Source organism: Streptomyces sp. WAC05292 (genome assembly GCF_003949955.1).
GTDB lineage: Bacteria > Actinomycetota > Actinomycetes > Streptomycetales > Streptomycetaceae > Streptomyces > Streptomyces globosus.
Genome location: NZ_RPSE01000006.1, coordinates 1 through 20,692, shown reverse-complemented (window position 1 = coordinate 20,692; position 20,692 = coordinate 1). Strand labels below are relative to the sequence as shown.

Below are 20,692 nucleotides of genomic sequence, written 5' to 3'. Positions count from 1 at the left end.
CCACGCCCCCGCATCGCCGACCACCAGGAGAGAACACGTGGACCGTAGGTCCGTTCGCTGTGCCCTGCACCTGAAGCGGGACAACCCGATCGTCGACGACCACCGGGTGCACGGGGTGCGAACCCTGCCGGGCGTCACCTTCCTCGACATCGTCCACCGGATGCTCGCCGCCCGGGACATCCCCCTGGACCGCGCCGAGCTGAGCGACGTGCTGTTCGTCGAGCCGGTGGTCACCGCGGACTCGTTCGACCGTGAGCTGACCGTCGAGGCCACGCCCGACGGCACCGTCCTCCGGGTGACGGCGACCAGCCGCCGGCTGCGCGACGGGCAGCCGGTCGACGACACCGCGACCACCCACCTGCGCGCCACCCTGCGCACCGACCTGCCCCCGCTCACCGGCGCCGCCGCACCCCGGCCGCCCGGCGGCGTGCCGCGCGACGTCGACACGGTCTACGCCACCGGCCGGTCGGCCGGCATCGAGCACCGGGCGTTCATGCGCTGCACGGGAACCCTGCGCGCCACCGCGGACCGGGTGCACGCCGAGATCGCGCTGGGCGACGAGGCGCGGAGCACGGCGGAGGACTTCCTGCTGCACCCCGCCCTGCTCGACGGCTCCACCATGCAGGCGTACGCGCTCGCCTTCGACGGGCCGGACGGGGACGGGCGCCCCCTCATCCCCCTGCACATCGGCTCCTTCCGCGCCGCCCGCGCCCTCGGGGACGCCTGCACCGTCGACCTGCGCATGCACCCGGCCGGCGCCGGCGCCGGGGACGACCTGGTCAAGGCCGACATCGAACTGCGCGACGCCTCCGGCGCGCTGGCCGCCCGGTTCACGGACCTGACCTTCAAGCGCGTCCGCTCCGCCGCCGCGATCACCCGGCTGGCCGCCGAGCGGCCCGAGCCGGCCCCGCGGGCCGCGGCCGGCGCCGTCCCCGCGCAGGCAGCCGGCCCCGCTCAGGCGCCCGACACCGCCCAGGCCGCCGTTTCCGTCCGGCCGGGAAGTCCCGCGGAGCCGGCCCCCGCCGGCGCCGCACCGGGGGACCTGCGGGCCGAGGTCGTCGAGCTGGTCCGCCGGGCCGCCGGCGACCCCGACCTGGCGGTCGAGGGCGACCGGGGCTTCTACGACCTCGGCCTGGACTCCTCCCACCTGCTCACCCTGGTGCGGCTGTTCGAGGAGCACTGGGGCATCGCGCTCTACCCGACCCTGCTGTTCGAGTACCCGACCGTCGACGCGGTCACCGCCCACCTCGCCGGACTGCTCCCCGCCGAACGGCCCGCACGCCCGGCCCCGTACGCACCCGCGGCGGACACCCCCGCACGGACCCACTGCCTGACCGGCCTGTGGCAGGCGGCGCCGCGCCCTTCCGCGCCGGCCGCCGGACCGCTGCTGGTCATCGGCGACCAGCGGGTACGCGCCGACCAGATCACCGTCCTGCGCGGTCCCGCCTTCCGCCGGACCGGAACCCGCTCCTACGAGCTGCGCCCCGCCGAGACCGCGGACCTCAGGCTGCTCCTCGCCGACCTCGCCGCCCGGGGCACGGCGTGGGAAGGCGTCCTGCACGCCGCCGACCGGGACGCCGCCGACCGGGACGCCGCAGGCCTCCCCGGGGCCGTGCGGTCCGCCTGCGCCGAGGTGCTCGCCCTGGCCCAGGTCCTCGCCGACCGCCCGGTCCCCGTCGTGCACGTGGGGCCGGGCCCCGTGGCCGCCGCGGTCGCCGGACTGGCCCGCACGGTGCGCCTGGAGCAGCCCAGCCTCGCGATCACCGCCGTCGAGTCCGACGGCCCCGCCGACGCGGACGCCCTGCTCGCGGAGTTCGCCGGCCACGGGGAGTCCTGGGTACGGCACGCCCCCGACGGCCGCCAGGTGCGCCGCTACCGCGACGCCGACCTCGGCCCGGCGGCCCCCGTCCGGCCCGGCGGCGTCTACCTGATCACCGGGGGAGCGGGCGGCATCGGCCGGGAGCTCGCCGCCCGGCTGACCGCCCGGGGGGCGGTGCCCGTCCTCGCGGGGCGCTCGCCGCGCCCGGAGTCCGACGGCTCCTACATCCCGGCCGACATCACCGAGCCCGCCGAGGTCGACGCCCTGATCCGCGGCATCCTCGAACGGCACGGCCGGCTGGACGGCGTCGTGCACGCGGCCGGCGTCCTGCGCGACGGCCTGTTCACCGCGAAGCCCGCCGCGGACCTCGACGCGGTCCTCGCGCCGAAGGTGCGCGGCGCCGTGCTGCTGGACGAGGCCACCCGCCACCTGGACCTCGACTTCTTCGCCCTGTTCTCCTCGGTGACCGGTGTCGCGGGCAACGCGGGGCAGAGCGACTACGCGGCCGCCAACGCCTTCCTCGACGCCTACGCCCGCGACCGCGGACTGCTCTCCTTCGCCTGGCCGCTGTGGGCCGGGGGCGGCATGCGCACGGACGCCGCCGCCGAGGCCCTGTTCGCCCGGCAGGGCCAGGTCCCGCTGCCGACCGCGGCCGGGCTGGACGTGTTCGAACGGGCCCTCGGCCTGGCGGGCGCGGAGCTGGTCGTGCTCCACGGCGACCCGGAGCGGGCCCGCGGAGCCCTCGGCCTCACCCCCGCCGACACCGACACCGACACCGACACCGACGCCGCCGGCACCCACGCCGCCGCCCCGCCGGACGCCGTGCCCGCCGACGCGGCCCCCGCCGATGCCCCGCGGCCCGCCCGGACCCGCGGCACGCCGGAGGACGGCGGCCCGGACATCGCGGTGATCGGCGTCGCCGGCCGCTACCCCATGGCGGAGGACCTCGACCGGTTCTGGGCCAACCTCGGCGCCGGCCGGGACTGCGTCACCGAGATCCCCGCCGACCGCTGGGCTTCGGAGGGCTTCTACCGGCCCGACCGCTCCGACGGCCACTCGTACAGCAAGTGGGGCGGATTCCTGGAGGGCATCGACGAGTTCGACCCCGGCTTCTTCCGGATCACCCCCCGCGAGGCCGCGGGGATGGACCCGCAGGAGCGCCTGTTCCTGCAGACCTCCTGGCACGCCCTGGAGTCCGCCGGCCTCACCCGCGCCGACGTGGCCGGCCGCATGGTCGGCGTCTTCGCCGGAGTGATGTTCAACCAGTACCAGATGCTCGGACTCGGCGCCGAGGACCGGCTTCCCGTCCTGCCGACGTCCTTCTCCTCCGCCGTCGCCAACCGCGTCTCCGCCTTCCTCGACCTGCGCGGCCCCAGCCTGGCCCTGGACACGATGTGCTCCTCCTCCCTCACCGCGCTGCACCTGGCCTGCGAGAGCCTGCGGTCCGGGGAGAGCGAGCTGGCGCTGGCCGGCGGGGTGAACCTGATCGTCCACCCGTACAAGTACCTGCACCTGAGCCAGGTCGGCTTCGTCTCCTCCGACGGCCGGTGCCGCGCCTTCGGCGCGGGCGGCGACGGCTACGTACCCGGCGAGGGCGTCGGGGCCGTCGTGCTCAAGCCGCTCGGCCGCGCCCTGGACGACGGCGACCGGATCCTCGCGGTGGTCAAGGGCAGCGCCGTCAACCACGGCGGGCGCGCCGGGGGGTTCTTCGTCCCGAACCCCGCGGCCCAGGCCGACGTGGTGCGCCGGGCCCTGGACCGGGCGGGCGTCGATCCCGCGTCCGTCGGCTACGTCGAGGCGCACGGCACGGGCACCTCCCTCGGAGACCCCATCGAGGTCACGGCCCTCTCCCAGGCCTACGGCGGCGGCGGCGCGCGGCCCCGGATCGGATCCGTGAAGTCCGGCATCGGACACCTGGAGTCGGCCGCGGGCATCGCCGGACTGACCAAGGTCCTCCTCCAGCTGCGCCACCGCACCCTGGTCCCCTCCCTGCACGCCGAACCGGCCAACCCCGCCGTCGACTGGGCCGCCACGGGCCTGCGCGTCCAGCGCGAGAGCGAGCCGTGGCCCGTCCCGGCCGCGGGCGGGCCCCGCCGCGCAGGCATCAGCGCGTTCGGCGCCGGCGGGTCCAACGCCCATGTCGTCGTCGAGGAGTTCGCGCAGCGGACGCCGCCCGCCGCGGCCCCCTCCACCGCCGGACCGCAGGTGGTGCTGCTCTCCGCGCGCACCCCGCATGCGCTGCGCGAACTCGCCGAGCGGTACGCGGAGGCGACGGCGGGCGACCCGCTCGACGCCTTGGCCGCCGTGGCCGAAGCGGCCGGCCTCGCAGGCGCCGACCCGGAGGCCGAGCTGGACGAACTCGGCCTGGACGTCGCCGACCTGCGCCGGCTCGCGCGCGTCCTCGCCGACCGGTTCCCCGGACGCGCTCCGCACGTGGACGCCCGTTCCACCCTCGCCTCCCTCGCCGCGTCCGTCTCGGCGGGCGCCGCGGGGGGAGCCCCGCTGGCGGACATCGCGTACACGACGCAGATCGGCCGGGAACCCCTGGAGGAGCGGCTCGCCGTGGTCGCGTCCGACACGGCAGGACTGCGCACCGCCCTCCGGGCCTTCCTCGCCGGCTCGCCGGCGCCCGGCCTCCACCGCGGCACCGTCACCGGGCAGCACGCCGCTCCCGGCCCGCTCGCCGCCGACCCCCTCCCGGCCGACGACCCGTCCGCGTGGGCGCGCAGCTGGGCGGCGGGCGGCGCGCCCGACTGGCGGGCCCTGCACCGCGGCCGGCGGCCGCGCAAGGTGGAGCTGCCGCAGTACCCGTTCGCCCGCGTGCGGTGCTGGGTCGACGCACCGGCCCCGCAGCAGGCCGGCCCCGCGGCCGCCGGGACCGCCCATGAGCCCGGCACGGAGCCGCTCCCGCTGGACGTGCCCGCCTGGGAGGCCGTCCCGGAACCCGCCCCGCCGACGGCGGCGGACGGCCCCGTCGTGGTGCTCCACGCGCCCGCCCGTGCGGACCTCGCCCGCGAGCTGGCCGCCCGCCACCCGGGCGCGGTCCTCGCCGAACTCGGCACCCCGGTCCGGGTGGCACCCCGACTGGTCTACGTCCTGACCGGGCCCACCGACCCCGCCGACACCTCCCCGAACGAGGCCGAGCGGGTCGCGCGCGGCGAGGACGCCGGGGTCAAGGCCCTCGCCCCGTACGCCAGGGCCTGGTCCCGCGCGCACACCCTCGACTGGGTGGTCGTCACCACCGGGGCCGCCGCCCCGCCCGGCCGCACCCTGACCGACCCCTACGCCGCCGCCGTCACCGGCTTCGCCCGGGTCATGGAGAACGAGCACCGCGGCTGGTCCGTCGCCTGCGTCGACCTCGACCCCGCCCACCCCTCCGCCGACCTCCTGGCGCCCGGACCCCGCGGAACCCGCGTCGCGTACACCGGAACCGTCCGCCACGCCCAGGTCCTGCGGCCCGCCCCGGAGGCCGCCGGGCCCGTCCCGCTGCGCCGCGGCGGCACCTACGTGATCGTCGGAGGCGCCCGCGGCATCGGCCTGGCCATCGCCCGCCGCCTCGCCGAGGACTGGGACGCCCACGTGGTGCTCGTCGGCCGCAGCCGGCTCGAAGGCGCCGACCTCGGCGACCGGATCCGCTACGCCCGCGCCGACGCCACCGACCCCGGCCGGCTGGCGGCCGTCCTCGACGGCGCCGGCCCCGTCCACGGCGTCATCCACGCGGCACTGGTACGGCGCGACCGGCTGGTTCGCGACCTCACGGACACCGACCTCGCCCACAGCCTCGCGGCCAAGTCCGGTGTCGCCGCGGCCCTCGTCGACGCCCTGCGCGGACGGAACCCGGACTTCCTGGTCTTCTTCTCCTCCGCCCAGTCCTTCCTCGGCGACCCGGGCCTCGCCAACTACGCCGCCGGATCGACCTTCCTCGACGCCTACGCCCACGCCCTCGACGCCCGCCTGCCCTACCCGGTGCGCGCCGTCGACTGGGGCTTCTGGGGCACCGTCGGCGCCGTCGCCGACGACACCCACCGCGAACGCCTGACCGCGGCCGGATTCCGGTCGATCACCCCCCGGGCCGGCTTCGCCGCGCTCGTCGAGACGCTCCGGGGGGCGGCGCCCCAGAGCGTCGTCGTCCCCGGCACGGCCGCCCTGCGCGCGCGCATGGCGGCCGACAGGGAAACGGAGAGCACCGACGTGACGCCCACCAGCGGCCGGCCCGACGCCGCCGACCTGCGCGTCGTGGAGGACTTCCACGCGCTCGACCGGGAGATGACCCGCATCGCGGGCGGGGCCCTGCTCGCCCTGCTGGACGGCCTGGGCGCATGGCACGGCCCCGACCCCGACGCGGACGAGGTCCTGCGCCGGGTCGGCGTCACCCCCCGGTACGAGCGCCTGCTGCGCACCCTGCTCGACGCGCTCGCGGACGGCGGCCTGCTCACGCCGTACGCCGGACGCCTGCGCCCCGCGGCGGACGCCCTGGCCGCCGCCCGCCTCGGCGGCCACCTCGGACAGCTCGCCGACCTCGCCGCCGCGCACCCCGAGTCCGCGGTCTTCGTACGGCTGCTGGCCCTGTGCCTGGAGCGCTACCCGGAACTGCTGCGGGGCGAACTCCTCGCCACCGACCTGCTCTTCCCCTCCTCCGGCACCTCGCTCATGGAACGCGTCTACCGCGGCAACCCCATCAGCGACCTCTACAACGACCTCCTCACCGACCGCCTCGTCGCCGACGTCGGGGAACGCCTCGCCGGCCTGCCCGCCGGCGCGGCCGTCCGCATCCTGGAGGTGGGCTCGGGCACCGGCGGCACCTCCGCCGGACTCCTGCGCGCCCTCGCGCCGTACGGCAGCCGGATCGAGTACTGGTACACCGACCTGTCGGTGACCTTCCTCGCCCACGGCCGGCAGGAGTTCGCCGCCCGTTACCCCTTCGTCCGCTTCAAGCGCCTCGACCTCGACACCGACCCCGTCGGCCAGGGCTTCGGCGAGGGCGGCTTCGACTTCGTGGTCGGCGCGAACGTCCTGCACGCCACCTCGGACGTCGGCCGTGCCCTGCGCCACCTGCGCAGGGTGCTGCGCACCGGCGGCGAACTGCTCCTCAACGAGCTGACGACGGTCACCCTGCCGGGCACGCTCACCTACGGGCTGTTCGACGGCTGGTGGGCCCACGGCGACACCGGCCTGCGCCTGCCCGGCTCGCCGCTCCTGGACGTCCCCGGCTGGACCGGAGTGCTCCGCGAAGCCGGGTACGCGGCGGTGACGGCCTCGCCGGACCCGGCCCGGACCGCGCACAACTTCCAGCACGTCCTGGTCGCCAGGGCGGCGGCCGGCGCCCCCGCACCCGACGCACCGACCGCGGCGGGGACCGCGCAGGCCGCCACGGCCGCACCGGCCGCGGAAGCCGCGCCGGCCACCGGGGCCGCCCCGGCCGCCTTCACGGACACCCTGCTCGCCCTGGCGTCGGACGCCTCGGGCATCCCCGTCGGCGAACTCGACCCCGACCGGCAGATCGGCGACTACGGCTTCGACTCGGTCAGCTACAACCTCCTCGCCAGCCGCCTCGGCGAGGCCTTCGGCCTGGACGTCACGCCCGCGCTGTTCTACGAGACCCCCACCCTGCGGGCCCTCGCCGACCGCCTGGCGCGCGACCACCGCGCGGCACACCCCGCGAAGACGCCCCCCGCCGCGCCGCCGGCCGCCCCGGCACCGCCCGCCGCGCGGGCCCCGGAGGACCGGGCCGCCCGGCCCCCGGCGGTGCGCCCCGCCGACCCGCAGGCGATCGCCGTCGTCGGAATGAGCGGCCGGATGCCCGGCAGCGCCGACCTCGACGCCTTCTGGGAGCACCTGGTCGCGGGGGACGACCTCGTCACCGACGTCCCCGCCGGCCGCTGGGACCCCGGCGCCCTCCCGGAGGGCGTGCACGCGGCCCGCGGCGGCTTCGTCCACGACGTCGACCGCTTCGACCCCCTCTTCTTCGGCATCTCCCCGCACGAGGCCGAGGGCATGGACCCCCAGCAGCGGCTGGTGCTGGAAGGGGTCTGGACGGCGCTGGAGGACGCCGGTCTGGCCCCGGGCAGCCTCGCCGGACGCGACGTCGGACTGTTCGTCGGCGCGGGATCGAGCGACTACGACGAGATCCGCAGGGCCTGCGGCCTGCCCGTCGACGCGCACGCCGCCACCGCCACCGCGCACTCCATCCTCGTCAACCGGGTCTCCTACCACCTCGACCTGCACGGCCCGAGCGAACCGGTGAACACCGGCTGCTCCAGCTCCCTCGTCGCCATCCACCGGGCCGCCGAGTCCATCCGCTCCGGCGAGTGCGACATCGCCGTGGCCGGCGGGATCAACCTCCTGCTGTCCCCGCACAACCACGTCCTCCTCAGCAGCACCGGCATGCTGAGCCCGACCGGCCGGTGCAGGACCTTCGACTCCCGCGCGGACGGGTTCGTACGCGGAGAGGGCTACGGCTTCGTGGTGCTCGCCCGCGCCGAGGCGGCCCGCGGCCGCACGGTCCGCGCCTGGCTGCGCGGCAGCGCCGTCAACCACGGGGGCCGCGCCCGGTCCCTGACGGCCCCCAACCCGGCCGCGCAGGCGGCGATGATAGTACGGGCCCACGAGCGCGCCGGGACCGACCCGGCCACCCTGGGCTACCTGGAGACGCACGGCACCGGCACGCAGCTCGGCGACCCGGTGGAGATCAACGGCCTGCGGCTGGCCTTCGACGCACTGCCGAGCCGCCCGGGTACCCCTGCGCCCGCCGCACCGTACTGCGCCCTGGGAGCGGTCAAGGCCAACATCGGCCACCTGGAGTCGGCCGCCGGCGCCGCCGGAGTGATCAAGGTGCTCCTCGCGATGGAGCACGGCGTGCAGCCACCGCTGGCCGGACTGCGGGAGCACAACCCGCACCTGCGGCTCGACGGCAGCCCCTTCGAGCTGCTCCGCTCGGCGCGGCCCTGGCCCCGGCCGGCCGCCGGGCCGCGCCGCGCGGGCGTCAGCTCCTTCGGCTACGGAGGGGTCAACGCCCACGTGGTCCTGGAGGAGGCGGAAGCCGCTCCCGAGGTGCGGCGGGCGCGCGGCCCCTGGGTGTTCCCGCTGTCCGCCCGCACCCCGCAGGCCCTGCGCCGGTACGCGGCGGCACTTCGCGGTGCCGTCGAACGGGCCGACCGGACACCGGAACTGGCCGATGTGGCCCACACCCTCCAGCACGGCCGCGACGCCATGGCCGAGCGGCTCGCGGTCACGGCCGCCGACCGGCCCACGCTCGTCGCCGCCCTCCGGGCCGCCGCCGAGGGCATCGACCACCCGGCGCTGGCCCGGCCCTCCGGGGGGACGGCCGCCGACCGCTGGGTGGCCGGGGGCCCCGTCGACTGGCCGTCGGGCGGGGTGGCCATCCCGCTGCCCACCTACCCCTTCGAACGCCGCCGGTGCTGGGTGGCCCCCGCGGCCGCCCCGTCGGCACAGGCACAGGCTCCGGCCGCGGCCGCGGTTGCGGCGGCCCCGGCCTCAGCGGGCACGGACGCGGTGCCGGCGGTCCCGCCCGGGCCCGGCGTGTACGCCCCGCGCCGGCAGCCGGTCCCCGACCCGGCCCTGCGCGGCCCGGTCACCGGCCCGGTCTGGCTGCTCGGACCCGCCGACCTGCCGGGGGATGACGTCCACCGGATCGGTGCGGCACCGCTGGAGTCGCTGCCGGACCCCGCCGCGGTCCACGCCGTGATCGAGGGCGAGCGCGGCGTCCTCGACCTCTTCCGGATCGTCAACCACCTGGTGCTGCGCCCCGGATCGGGCGGCGAACTCGCCCTGACGGTCGTGACCCGCTCCGCGGACGACCCCGCCTCGGCCGCCGCACTGGGCTTCGCCCGGTCGGTGCGCAGCGAGTGCGAGCGCTGGCGGGTGGCCACCGTCGACATCGGCCCGGGCGACCCGGCGGCGGTCCGCCCCGCCGCCCCCGGCGACTACGCGCTGCGCGCCGGACGCTGGTACCGGGAGGTGCTGGAGCCCGTCGACGACACGGCCGGGGCCCGGCCCGTCCTGCGCGAGGGCGGTACGTACGTGGTCGTCGGGGGCACCGGCGACGTCGGCCTCGACATCGCCGAGCAGCTCGTACGGCGGCACGGCGCCCGCGTCGTGCTCGTCGGGCGCTCCGCCCCGGACGAGGACAGGGCGGCCCGGATCAAGGCACTCGACCCGTCGGGCACCCGCGTGGAGGTCCACCGGGCGGACGCCGCGCGGCGGGGCGAGCTGCGCGCCGTGCTCGACCGGGTGGGCGACGTCCACGGGGTCCTGCACTCGGTGACCGTGCCGAGCGACCGTTCGCTGGCGGCCCTGGACGAGGAATCGTTCCTGCGCGGCATGGCGGCCAAGAGCCGCACCACGGAGGCGCTCGCCGAGGCACTGGGGGACCGCCGGCCCGACTTCCTGGCGCTGTTCTCCTCGGTGCAGTCGTTCCTCGGCAACCCCGGCCAGGCGGCCTACGCGGCCGGGTGCACCGCCCAGGACGCCATCGGCCGCGCCCTCGCCGCGCGGCTCCCCTACCCCGTCCGCGTCGTGAACTGGGGGGCCTGGTCGGGCTCCGCCCTCACCGAGCGCCACCGGGACCGGCTCGCCGCGGCCGGAATCCACCCGCTCCCGCCGGAGGCGGGATTCGAAGCGCTGAGCCGGGTGCTCGGCCGACAGGAGGTTCAGGTGGCAGTGGTCTCGGGCACGGACGGGTTCCTCGGCCGGATCGGAGTCCCGGCCGCCGGCGCCGGTGCCGACGCACGGCGGCAGGCCGGAGCCGAGGCGGAGGCCGCACCCTCGGCAGGGACGGCGGCCACGGCGGGAGCGGGGGGTGCCTGGCGCGCCGCGGCGGCGGACGAGATGCTCGCCCTCCTCCGCGAGGTGGCCGGTGTCCGGCCCGGTGAGCTGGCACCGCACGACCTGCTCGGCAGGTTCGGCTTCGACTCGATCACGTACACGCGGCTGAGCTCCCGGATGAACGCCCGCTGGGACCTCGACCTGACCCCGGCCGCGTTCTTCGGGGTGGCCACCGCCGAGGACCTGATCGAGAAGGTCCTCCGGAACCACGGAGCCGCTCTGGAGGCGCGGATGAGGGGGGAGGCGACGCCGGGTACCCCGGCGCCCGGCACGGCCCCGGCCCCGGCCTCCTCCCCCGAGCACCCGGAGGCCGCGCCGGCCCGCGGCCCCGAGCCCGGCCGCGGCCCCGAACCCGGCAGCGCCGGGGAACCCGCCAGCCCGGGATCCGCGGCCGCCGGCGCCGCCCCGGGCGCCTCCCGCGCCGCAGCCCCGGCGCCCGGCACCGGCGCTGCCGTCGCCGTGGCCGTCGTCGGCATGGCCGGCATGTTCCCCGGATCGGACGGCCTGGACGCCTTCTGGGAGCACCTGAAGGCGGGCGACGACCTCGTCGACGAGATCCCCGCCGACCGCTGGGACTGGCGCCGCCTGTTCGGGGAGCCCACGCCCGGCGAGTTCCGCACGACGGCGAAGTGGGGCGGCTTCATGCCCCGGGTCGACCTGTTCGACCCGCAGTTCTTCGGCATCTCCCCCCACGAGGCCGTCGCGATGGATCCCCAGCACCGGCTCGTCCTGGAGGCATCCTGGAGCGCGCTGGAGGACGCCGGCATCCGGCCCTCCGCGCTCGCCGGCACCGACACGGGCGTCTTCATCGGCAGCAGCACCTACGACTACTTCGAGCTCCAGCACGCCCTCGGCGTCCCGCTCGACGGTTACAGCACCGTCGGCAGGGCCCACGCCATCATGTCCAACCGGATCTCGTACCTGCTGGACCTGCACGGCCCCAGCGAGACCATCGACACCGCCTGCTCCTCGTCGCTCGTCGCCGTCCACCGGGCGGCGGAGGCGATCCGCGGCGGCGACTGCGAGGTCGCACTCGCGGGCGGAGTGAACGTCATCGCCTCGCCGACGCTGTTCGTGGACATGAGCCAGGCCGACATGCTGAGCCCGGGCGGCCGCTGCCGCACGTTCGACGCGGGCGCCGACGGAATCGTCCGCGGTGAGGGCGCGGGCGTGGTGGTGCTCAAGCGGCTCGACGCGGCCGTCGCCGACGGCGACGTCATCCACGCCGTCCTGCGGGGCAGCGCCGTCAACCACGGCGGCCGCACCAACTCCCTGACCGCCCCGAATCCGGACGCGCAGGCCGCCTGCATCGTCGCGGCGCACCGGCGCGCCGGTGTGGACCCGCGGACCGTCGGCTACGTCGAGACCCACGGCACCGGCACCGAGCTCGGCGACCCCGTCGAGGTCGAGGGCCTCACGACGGCCTTCGCGCAGCTGTACGCCGACCACGGCGCGGCCCCCGGCGAGCCGCACGTGGTGCTGGGCGCGGTGAAGACCAACACCGGCCACCTGGAGGCCGCCGCCGGCGTCACCGGCCTGATCAAGGCGCTGCTCGCGATGCGCCACAGGTGGATCCCCGGCAACCTCCACCTGGAGAAGCCCAACCCGCACCTGCGCCTGGAGGGCGGCCCGCTGCGCCTGCCGTCGGGGAACGAGCCCTGGAACCCGGTCCGCACGGCCGACGGGGCGGAGGCGCCGCTGAGGGCGGGGGTGAGCTCCTTCGGCCTCGGCGGGGTCAACGCGCACGTGGTGGTGGAGGAGTACCGGGAGACGCCGGTCCGGTCGGCTGCGGGGGAGAGGCTGTTCGTCCTGTCGGCGAAGACGCCGGAGGCGCTGCGCGACTACGCCGCCCGCCTGGCCCGCTGGGCAGCGGACCACGAGGACGTGGACCCGGCCGCTCTGGCCCACACCCTGAGCACCGGCCGCGAAGCCTTCGGCGAGCGGCTCGCGGTGGTCGCCGACACGCCCCGTGCGCTGGCAGCCGCCCTGGAGGCGTGGCGGTCCGGCGATCCGGTCCCGGGCGTCTTCGCCGGGGACGGCAAGGACGCCACCACCGCCCTGCTGCTGGACGGCCCCGAGGGCAGCCGGTACCTGCGGGCCGTGCTGGACGCCGGCCGGCTGGACAAGGTCGCCCGGCTGTGGGTCGCGGGTGCCCCCGTCGACTGGGCGGAGCTGTGGCCGGGGACGGCGCCCCGACGGGTGCCCGCACCGACCTATCCCTTTGCCCGGGAGAGCTACTGGCTCACGCCCGGACCCCGCTTCGACGCCCTCCAGGCGGCCGAGGCGGGACTGGTCGCCGACACCGCGGCCGACGCGGAAGCCGAAGCCGAAGCCGAAGCCGAAGCCGAAGCCGACGTCCCGGCCCCGGCCGGGCCGCGGGCACCCGCCGCCGTGCCCGGGCCGGGAGCGCCGGTCGGACACGGGGCCGGGGGCGCCGAGGAGGCCGTCCGCGCGCACGTCCGCGGACTCCTCGCAGCCCATCTGGGCATGCGTCCCGAACGCCTGCCCCTGGACCAGGCGTTGTCGGACGTGGGAGTGGACTCGCTGGGCCTGCGGCGCCTGAGCCGCCGACTCGGCGCGGACTACCGGGTGGAGGTGCCGACCCGGATGTTCGGGGTGGCCCAGACGGTCCGGTCCGTGGCCCGGGCCGTGTTCGAGGCGTACGGGCCGCTCCCCGCACCCCGGACGCAGACGCAGACGCAGACGCAGGCGCCGGTCCCGGCGCAGGAGCGGGAGCAGACGCAGGCCCCGGCCCGCGACCGGGAGCCCGGACCGGCTGCCGCCGCCCCGGCGGACCGGGTGGCCGCCGTGCTGGCCGGCCTGCGCGACGGAACCCTCCGCGTGGACGACGCGCTGGCCGCACTGAAGGGAGGGGCGGGCCGATGAGCACCGACCTGCGTGAACTGCTGACGGCGATCGCCGCGGGCAAGCTGTCCGACGAGGTGGCCGAGCTGCTGCTGCGGGGCCTGGTCGACGCGACCGCTCCGGACGCCGCACCCGCCCCGGCCGCGCCGAAGGCGCCCACCGGGCCCTACCCGCTCAGCCGCGGACAGGCCGCACTGTGGGCCCTGCACACCGACGAGCCGCGGACCGTCTCCTACAACCTGCCGCTGGGCCTGTGGCTCGGGCAGGACGTACGGGAGGACCGGCTCGTCGAGGCGCTGGCCGCGACGGTGCGCAGGCACCCGGAACTGGGGATCTCCGTACGCCTGGACGCCTCGGGACCCGCCCAGGAGGTCGTCGGCCGCACCCCGGAGGTGGCCCGCCTGGACCTGCGCCACGTGACCGACGGGGAGTTCGCCGCCCGCGTGCGCAACCTGGTGCGCCGCCCGTTCGACCTGGAGCAGGACCCGCTGTACCGGATGTGGCTCGTCGCCGCCCCCGGCGGCGCCACCCTGCTGCTCCTGGTCTTCCACCACCTGATCACCGACGGGGTCTCCAGCCACCTGCTGCTGCGCGACATCGTCGCCTGCTACGAGGCGCTCGACCGGGGCCGTGAACTGCCGCCGGTCGAACCGGCCGCCCCCTACGCCGAGTTCGTGCAGTGGCAGCGGGCCATGCTCGCGGCCCCGGAGACGCAGGAGCACCGGCGCTGGTGGCTCGACCGGCTGGCCGGGGCCTCCACGGCGCCCGTCCTCGACGCGCTCGCCGACCGCCCGAGCACCGGATCCGGCGCGCACACCCGCGGCGAGATGGTGCAGCTGCGCCTGCCTCCCGCCACCTGGGCGGCGGTCAGGGACACCGCCCGCGCGCGCGGCGTGACGCCCTTCAGCGTCGCGCTCGGCGCCTTCCTCGCCCTGCTGCACCGCCACTCGGGCCACCGCGACCTCAGTGTGATGGTGCCGACCGACGGCCGGCCCGCCCAGCGCTTCGACCGCACCGTCGGCTACCTGATCAACCCCGTGGTCCTGCGCGTGGACTGCGGCCCCGACCGGAGCTTCGGCGAACTCGCGGCCGCCGTCGCGGCCCGGATGGCGGAGGCCGAGGAGCACAGCGCGTACCCCTTCGCCTCCGTCGTCGACGACCTGCGCCGCGCGAGCGGCACCGCGGCCGGCTTCGACATCGGCTTCTACATGCAGCAGGGGGTCGGCGGCGACCAGGACATGGCGGTCGGGCAGACCGTCTTCCGCGACGCGCTCGACCTCACCCAGGAGGGTGAGAACGACCTCGTCGCCGAGGTCGTCGTACGCGACACCGGCGTCCTCCTCTACCTCAAGTACGACCCGGCCCGCTTCGACCGCTCCACCGTCGAACGACTGGCCGAGCACTACCGGCTGCTGCTGGACGCGGTCACGGCCGATCCCTCCGTACGCCTCGCAGACCTCGCCCCCGCCACCCCCGCCGAGCGCCGCACCGTCGAGCGGGCCAACGCCACCCGCGCCGAACGGCCGCGCGACGTCACCGCCGCCGACCTGGTGCTCGCCCGCGCCCGGCGCGACCCCGGGCGCACCGCCGTGGTCGACGCGGCCGGCCCGCTGACGTACGGGGAGCTCGCCGGGCAGGTGCACGCCCTCACCCGGATCCTCACCGAACACGGCGTGCGCCCCGGCGACGTCGTGGGCGTCCTCGTCGCCCGGCGGGCCGCGCTGATCGCGGCCCTCCTCGCCGTCCAGTGCGCGGGAGCCGCCTACGTCCCCCTCGACCCGGACTTCCCCCCGGCCCGGCTCGCCCACATCACCGCCGACGCGGCGCCCGCCGCCGTGATCGTCGACCCGCACCTGGCCGACCGGCTGCCCGCGGACGCCCCGGGCGTGCGGGTCTCCCCGGCGGGCCTCGCGGCCGAGGACCAGACCGTCGCCCCCGTCGCCCGCCGCGACGACGACCTCGCGTACGTCCTCTACACCTCCGGATCCACGGGCGAGCCCAAGGGCGTCGAGGTCTGCCACGGCAACCTCGTCAACCTGCTGGCCGCGACCGCCGAGCGGCCCGGCTGCGGCGAGGACGACACCCTGCTGGCGGTGACCACCGCCGGGTTCGACATCTCGGGTCTGGAGCTGCTGCTCCCGCTGACCCGGGGCGCCACCGTCCACATCGCGCCCGAGGACGCGGTGCGCGACGGGTTCGCCCTGGCCGACCTCATCGCCGCCGCCGGTCCGACGGTCCTCCAGGCCACCCCCGCCACCTGGGAGATGCTGCTGCACGCCGGCTGGACCGGACACGTGCGCAGGCTCCTGTGCGGCGGCGAGGCCCTCACCGCCGAACTCGCGGACCGGCTCCTCGACCGGTGCGACGAGCTGTGGAACATGTACGGCCCGACCGAGACCACCATCTGGTCCTCGGCGCAGCGGATCCGGCGCGGCGGACCCGTCACCGTCGGCACCCCCCTCGCCAACACCGCCTTCCGCGTCGCCGGCCCCGACGGCGCCGCCGTGCCCTTCGGCGCCGTCGGCGAACTCCTCATCGGCGGCGACGGCGTCGCCCGCGGCTACCGCGGCAGGCCCGAGCTGACCGCGGAACGCTTCGTGCGCGATCCCGCGACCGGCGAGAGGCTCTACCGCACGGGCGACCTCGCCCGCTGGTCCGCGGACGGGAACATGGTGCTGCTCGGGCGCGCCGACCGCCAGGTCAAGCTGCGCGGCCACCGCATCGAACCCGGGGAGATCGAGGCCGCCTTCCGGCGCGCCGGGGCGGCGGGCACCGCCGACGGCATCCGCGACGTCCGGGTCGCCGTACGCGAGGACCTGCCGGGGCAGCCGCGCCTGGTGGCCTTCGTCCAGGCCGCCCCGGAGGCCGCGGAGGCCGCGGCCGCGCGGATCCGGGACGCACTGCCCGACTACATGGTCCCCTCCCTCACCGTCGCGCTCGCCCGCTTCCCGCTGACGCCCAACGCCAAGGTGGACTCCGGCCCGCTGACGCACCTGCCCGTCGAGGAGCTCGTGCGCCGCTTCGGACACGGGGACCGCCCCGCCGCACCGCGCCGGGACGCAGGCCGGGGGCCGCGGCCCGCCCAGACCGCGGACCTCGCCGAACGGCTGCGCGGGAGCGCGGCCGCCGTCGCCGGACTGCCCGCCGAGGAGATCCCCCTCGACCGCCCGCTGGGCGAGGTGGGCTTCGACTCGATCGGCTTCACCCGTCTCGCGGTGGCACTGCGCGAGGGGTTCGGCGTCACGGTCCGCCCGACCGTCTTCTACGCCCACCCGGACCTCGCCTCGCTCGCCGCACACCTGGAGGCGGCCCACCCCGGGGCGTTCGCCGCGCCGGACCTCCGGCCCGCCACACGCACCCCGTCCGAGCCCGCGGCAGCGGCACCCCGCGGATACGAGCCGGTGGCCGTCGTGGGCATCGGCGGACGGCTGCCGTCCGCCGCCGGCCTGGAGGCGTTCTGGCAGCACCTCGCCGCCGGACGCGACCTCACCCGGCCGTACCCCATGGAACGCGGCTTCTCCGCGCGGGTGTTCCCGCAGGGCGTGCGCGGCTCCTTCGTCGAGGACGTCGACGCCTTCGACGCGTCCCTCTTCCGCATCTCCCCCCGGGAGGCGGCGCAGATGGACCCGCAGCAGCGGCTGCTGCTGCACGCCGCGCACGAGGCCGTGCTCGACTCCGGGCAGGTCCCCGCCGCGCTCGCCGGCAGCCGGACCGGCGTGTTCGTCGGACTGAGCGGCACGGACTACCTCAGCCTGCTGGGACCGGGCTCGCCGGAGATGGGCGACCACTTCCTGATCGGGAACGTCCCCTCGATCGCGGCCAACCGCATCTCCTACGTGTTCGACCTGCACGGCCCCAGCGCCGTCTTCGACACGGCCTGCTCCAGCTCGCTCGTCGCCGTGCACCGCGCGGCCCGCGCCCTCCAGCAGGGCGACTGCGACATGGCCCTGGCCGGCGGCGCCAACCTCCTGCTGTCCCCGCACGGCTTCACCGGCCTGCGGCGGGCCGGGATGCTCAGCCCCGACGGCCGCTGCAAGACCTTCGACGAACGCGCCGACGGCTACGGCAGGGGCGAGGGCGTGGTGCTCCTGGCCCTCAAACTCCTCGACCGGGCCCTGGCCGACGGCGACCCGGTGCACGGCGTCCTGATCGGCTCGGCGGAGAACCACGGCGGGCACACCCACTCGCTCACCGTCCCCAACCCGCAGGCGCAGCGCGACGTCGTGCTCGCCGCACACCGGTCGGCCCGGGTCGCGCCCGACACGATCGGCTACATCGAGGCGCACGGCACGGGAACCCCGATCGGCGACCCGATCGAGATCGACGCCCTCAAGGAGGCGTTCGGCCGCCTGTACGCCGAGTGGGGGATCCCGGTGGTCCCGGGACGCACCGGCGTCGGCTCGGTCAAGACGAACATCGGCCACCTGGAGGCCGCGGCGGGCGTCGCCGGCGTCGTGAAGGTCCTGCTGGCGATGCGTCACCGCACGCTCCCCGGCCTGGTGGACCTGCGGACGCCGAATCCGATGCTCGACCTCGACGGCAGTCCCTTCCGGATCCAGGCCGCAGCACAGACATGGGAATCACGCGAGGGGACACCGGTCCGGGCCGGTGTCAGCTCGTTCGGCATGGGAGGCAGCAACGTGCACGTGGTAGTCGAAGAGGCGGGACAGCGTTGATGAGCGGCACCACCGAGGACAGGACCGTCCGGCTGGTCCTCCTGTCCGCCGACGGCCCCGAAGAGCTCGACCGCTACCGGGCCGAGCTCCGCACCTGGCTGGACGAGCACCCGTCGGCCTCCCTGGACGCCGTCGCGCACACCCTGCGCGTCGGCCGGGAACCGCTGCGCGAGCGCGCCGCCCTGCTCGTCGGGAGCGTCGCCGAACTGGCCGCGCGCCTGCGCGACGGCGAAGGCGTCCTGACCGGCACCGCGGCGGCCGACGCCCCCGCGGCCCCCGGCGGCGGCACCGGGCCCGCGGCCCCCGACGACCCCGCCGAGGCGGCCCGCCTGTGGGTCACCGGCCGGGACGTGGTCCTGCCCGGGCCCTCCGGCGACCGCCCGGCCCCGGCCCGGCTCTCCCTGCCGCAGCCGCCCCGGCGGACCCGCCGCTACTGGATCAAGCCGCCCGCCGCCCTGGCCGACGGCCCCGGTGAACGGCTGCTGACGGGGGAGGAGTTCTACCTGCGCGACCACGCGCTCGGCCGGACCAGGATCCTGCCCGCCGTGGCGGCCCTGGAGTTCGCCGTGGCCGCGGCCGAGGAAGCCGGCCACGGCCGCGCCACCGCCATCGCCAACGTGCTGTGGGCGCGCCCGGTGCTCGTCGAGGACGAGCCGGTCCGCGTGCGCCTGCACCTCGCCCCCACCGCCGACGGGGTCTCCTACGAGCTCCGGCTCACCGGCGCCGCCGCCGAGGGCGCGCTCTGCTCCACCGGAACCCTCCGCTTCGGCCCCGCTCCCGAGGCACCGCGCCTCGACCTGGACGCGATCCGCGCCAGGCTGCCCCGTACGGCCACCGCCGAGGAGTGCTACGCGGTGTTCACCGCCCTCGGCGGCGGCTACGGGCCCAGCCTCCGGGGGCTGCGCTCGGTGCGGTCCGCGCCGGGCGAGGTCCTCGCGCACGCCGCCGTGCCCGCGGCGGCCGACCTCCCCTTCTCCGGTTTCGCGCTCCACCCCTCCCTGCTGGACGCGATGCTCCAGGCCTGCCTGTGGACCGACGAGGACCCCACGGCCCCGCGCCCCCGGGAACTGCCCTTCTCCCTCGACGCGGTCGAGATCTTCGGGCCGCTGCCCGAGCAGGGCCACATCCACGCCGTGCGGACCCCGGCGGGCCACGACATCGCGCTCGCCGACGACGAGGGCCGCGTCCGCGTGCGGCTGCGCGCCGCCGCCACCCGGCCCGTCGACGGCGCCGCCCGCCTGGACGGCGGCATAGGCGCCCATCTGCTGGTCCAGCAGTGGCAGGACGCCCCTGCGCCGGCCGCCGCCCGGCCCGTACGCACCCTCGTGCTCGGCGAGGAGGGCTTCGCCGGCGCCGAGCGCACCACCGGGGAGGCCGTCTTCCCCCGCGACGAGGAAATCCTCCTCGTCCACACCGCGGACGGCGACCCGCTGCCCGCCCTCACCGGGCTCTACCGGTCCTGGGCGGCCCAGCCGACCCGCCACCCGGTGCGCGTCCTGCACGTGTACCGCGCGTCCGGCGGGATCGAGGACGCACGGGCCGAGGCACTGGACGGGTTCGCCCGCGCCCTCGCCAACGAGGACCCGCAGTTCCTCGTCGCCGCGGTCGACGCGGGCACGGCCGGCCTCGCCGCCGCCGTCGAGTCCGAGGCGCGCGCCGCCCACGCCTTCCGCGTCCGGTACACGGCCGCAGGCCGGCAGGTGCCGCGCTGGGAGCCCGTCGCCCCCGCCCCGGCACCGCTCGCACCGCGCGGCACCGTGCTGGTCACCGGCGGCGCCGGCGCCCTCGGCCGGCTGCTGGTCGCCCACCTGGGAGGCGGTGCCCGCTACGTCCTGACGGGCCGTTCGGCACACGCCGACCTCACCGCGCTGCGCTCCGCCGGCCTCGACGTCCACTACCTGCCCGCCGACCTGGGCGTGCCCGGCGCCGCCGCGGACCTCGTCGAGCGGATCCACGGCTCCTTCGGGCCGCTCCACGGCGTCCTGCACCTCGCCGGAACCACCCGGGACGCACTGCTGCTCGGCAAGACCGACCGGCAGACCGCGGAGGTGCTCGGCCCCAAGGTCCGCGGCACCGTCGAGCTGGACCGGGCCACCGCCGGCGACCCGCTGGACTTCTTCATCGCCTTCTCCTCCATGTCGGGGGCCGCGGGAAGCCCCGGCCAGACCGACTACGCCTACGCGAACCGCTTCCTGGACGCGTTCACCGCCTGGCGCCGGGGCAGCGACCGCCCCGGCCGCAGCCTCTCCGTGCTGTGGTCGCTGTGGGCCGACGGGGGCATACGCGTCGACGCAGACGAGGCCGCGGCAGCCCGGACGGCCCGCCGGGTCGGGCTGACGGCCATGCCCACCGGCGCCGCACTGGAGGCCTTCGACCGGGCCCTCGGCCACGACGGCGACCACGTCCTGGTGGCGCACGGCAACCTGGACCGCCTGCGGGCGGTGCTGGACGCGCCGGCCCCGTCGGCCCCGACCGCCCCTGCCCGGCC

General features: G+C 77.0%; 3 protein-coding genes. All 3 read left to right on the top strand.

Annotation, left to right across the window (positions count from 1 at the left end; all coding sequences use genetic code 11):
* Window positions 1–37: 37 nt before the first annotated feature.
* On the top strand, window positions 38–13,549 hold the full coding sequence (locus tag EF903_RS01455; RefSeq protein ID WP_125540770.1) for an SDR family NAD(P)-dependent oxidoreductase: 13,512 nt from the start codon (window positions 38–40) through the stop codon (window positions 13,547–13,549).
* Complete coding sequence (locus EF903_RS01450; protein ID WP_125540769.1) at window positions 13,546–18,204, top strand: non-ribosomal peptide synthetase; 4,659 nt, start codon at window positions 13,546–13,548, stop codon at window positions 18,202–18,204. The genes EF903_RS01455 and EF903_RS01450 overlap by 4 nt, the downstream gene beginning before the upstream one ends.
* On the top strand, window positions 18,204–20,692 hold a 2,489-nt coding region (locus EF903_RS01445), incomplete at its 3' end, for an SDR family oxidoreductase (RefSeq protein WP_125540768.1). The genes EF903_RS01450 and EF903_RS01445, both read left to right, overlap by 1 nt.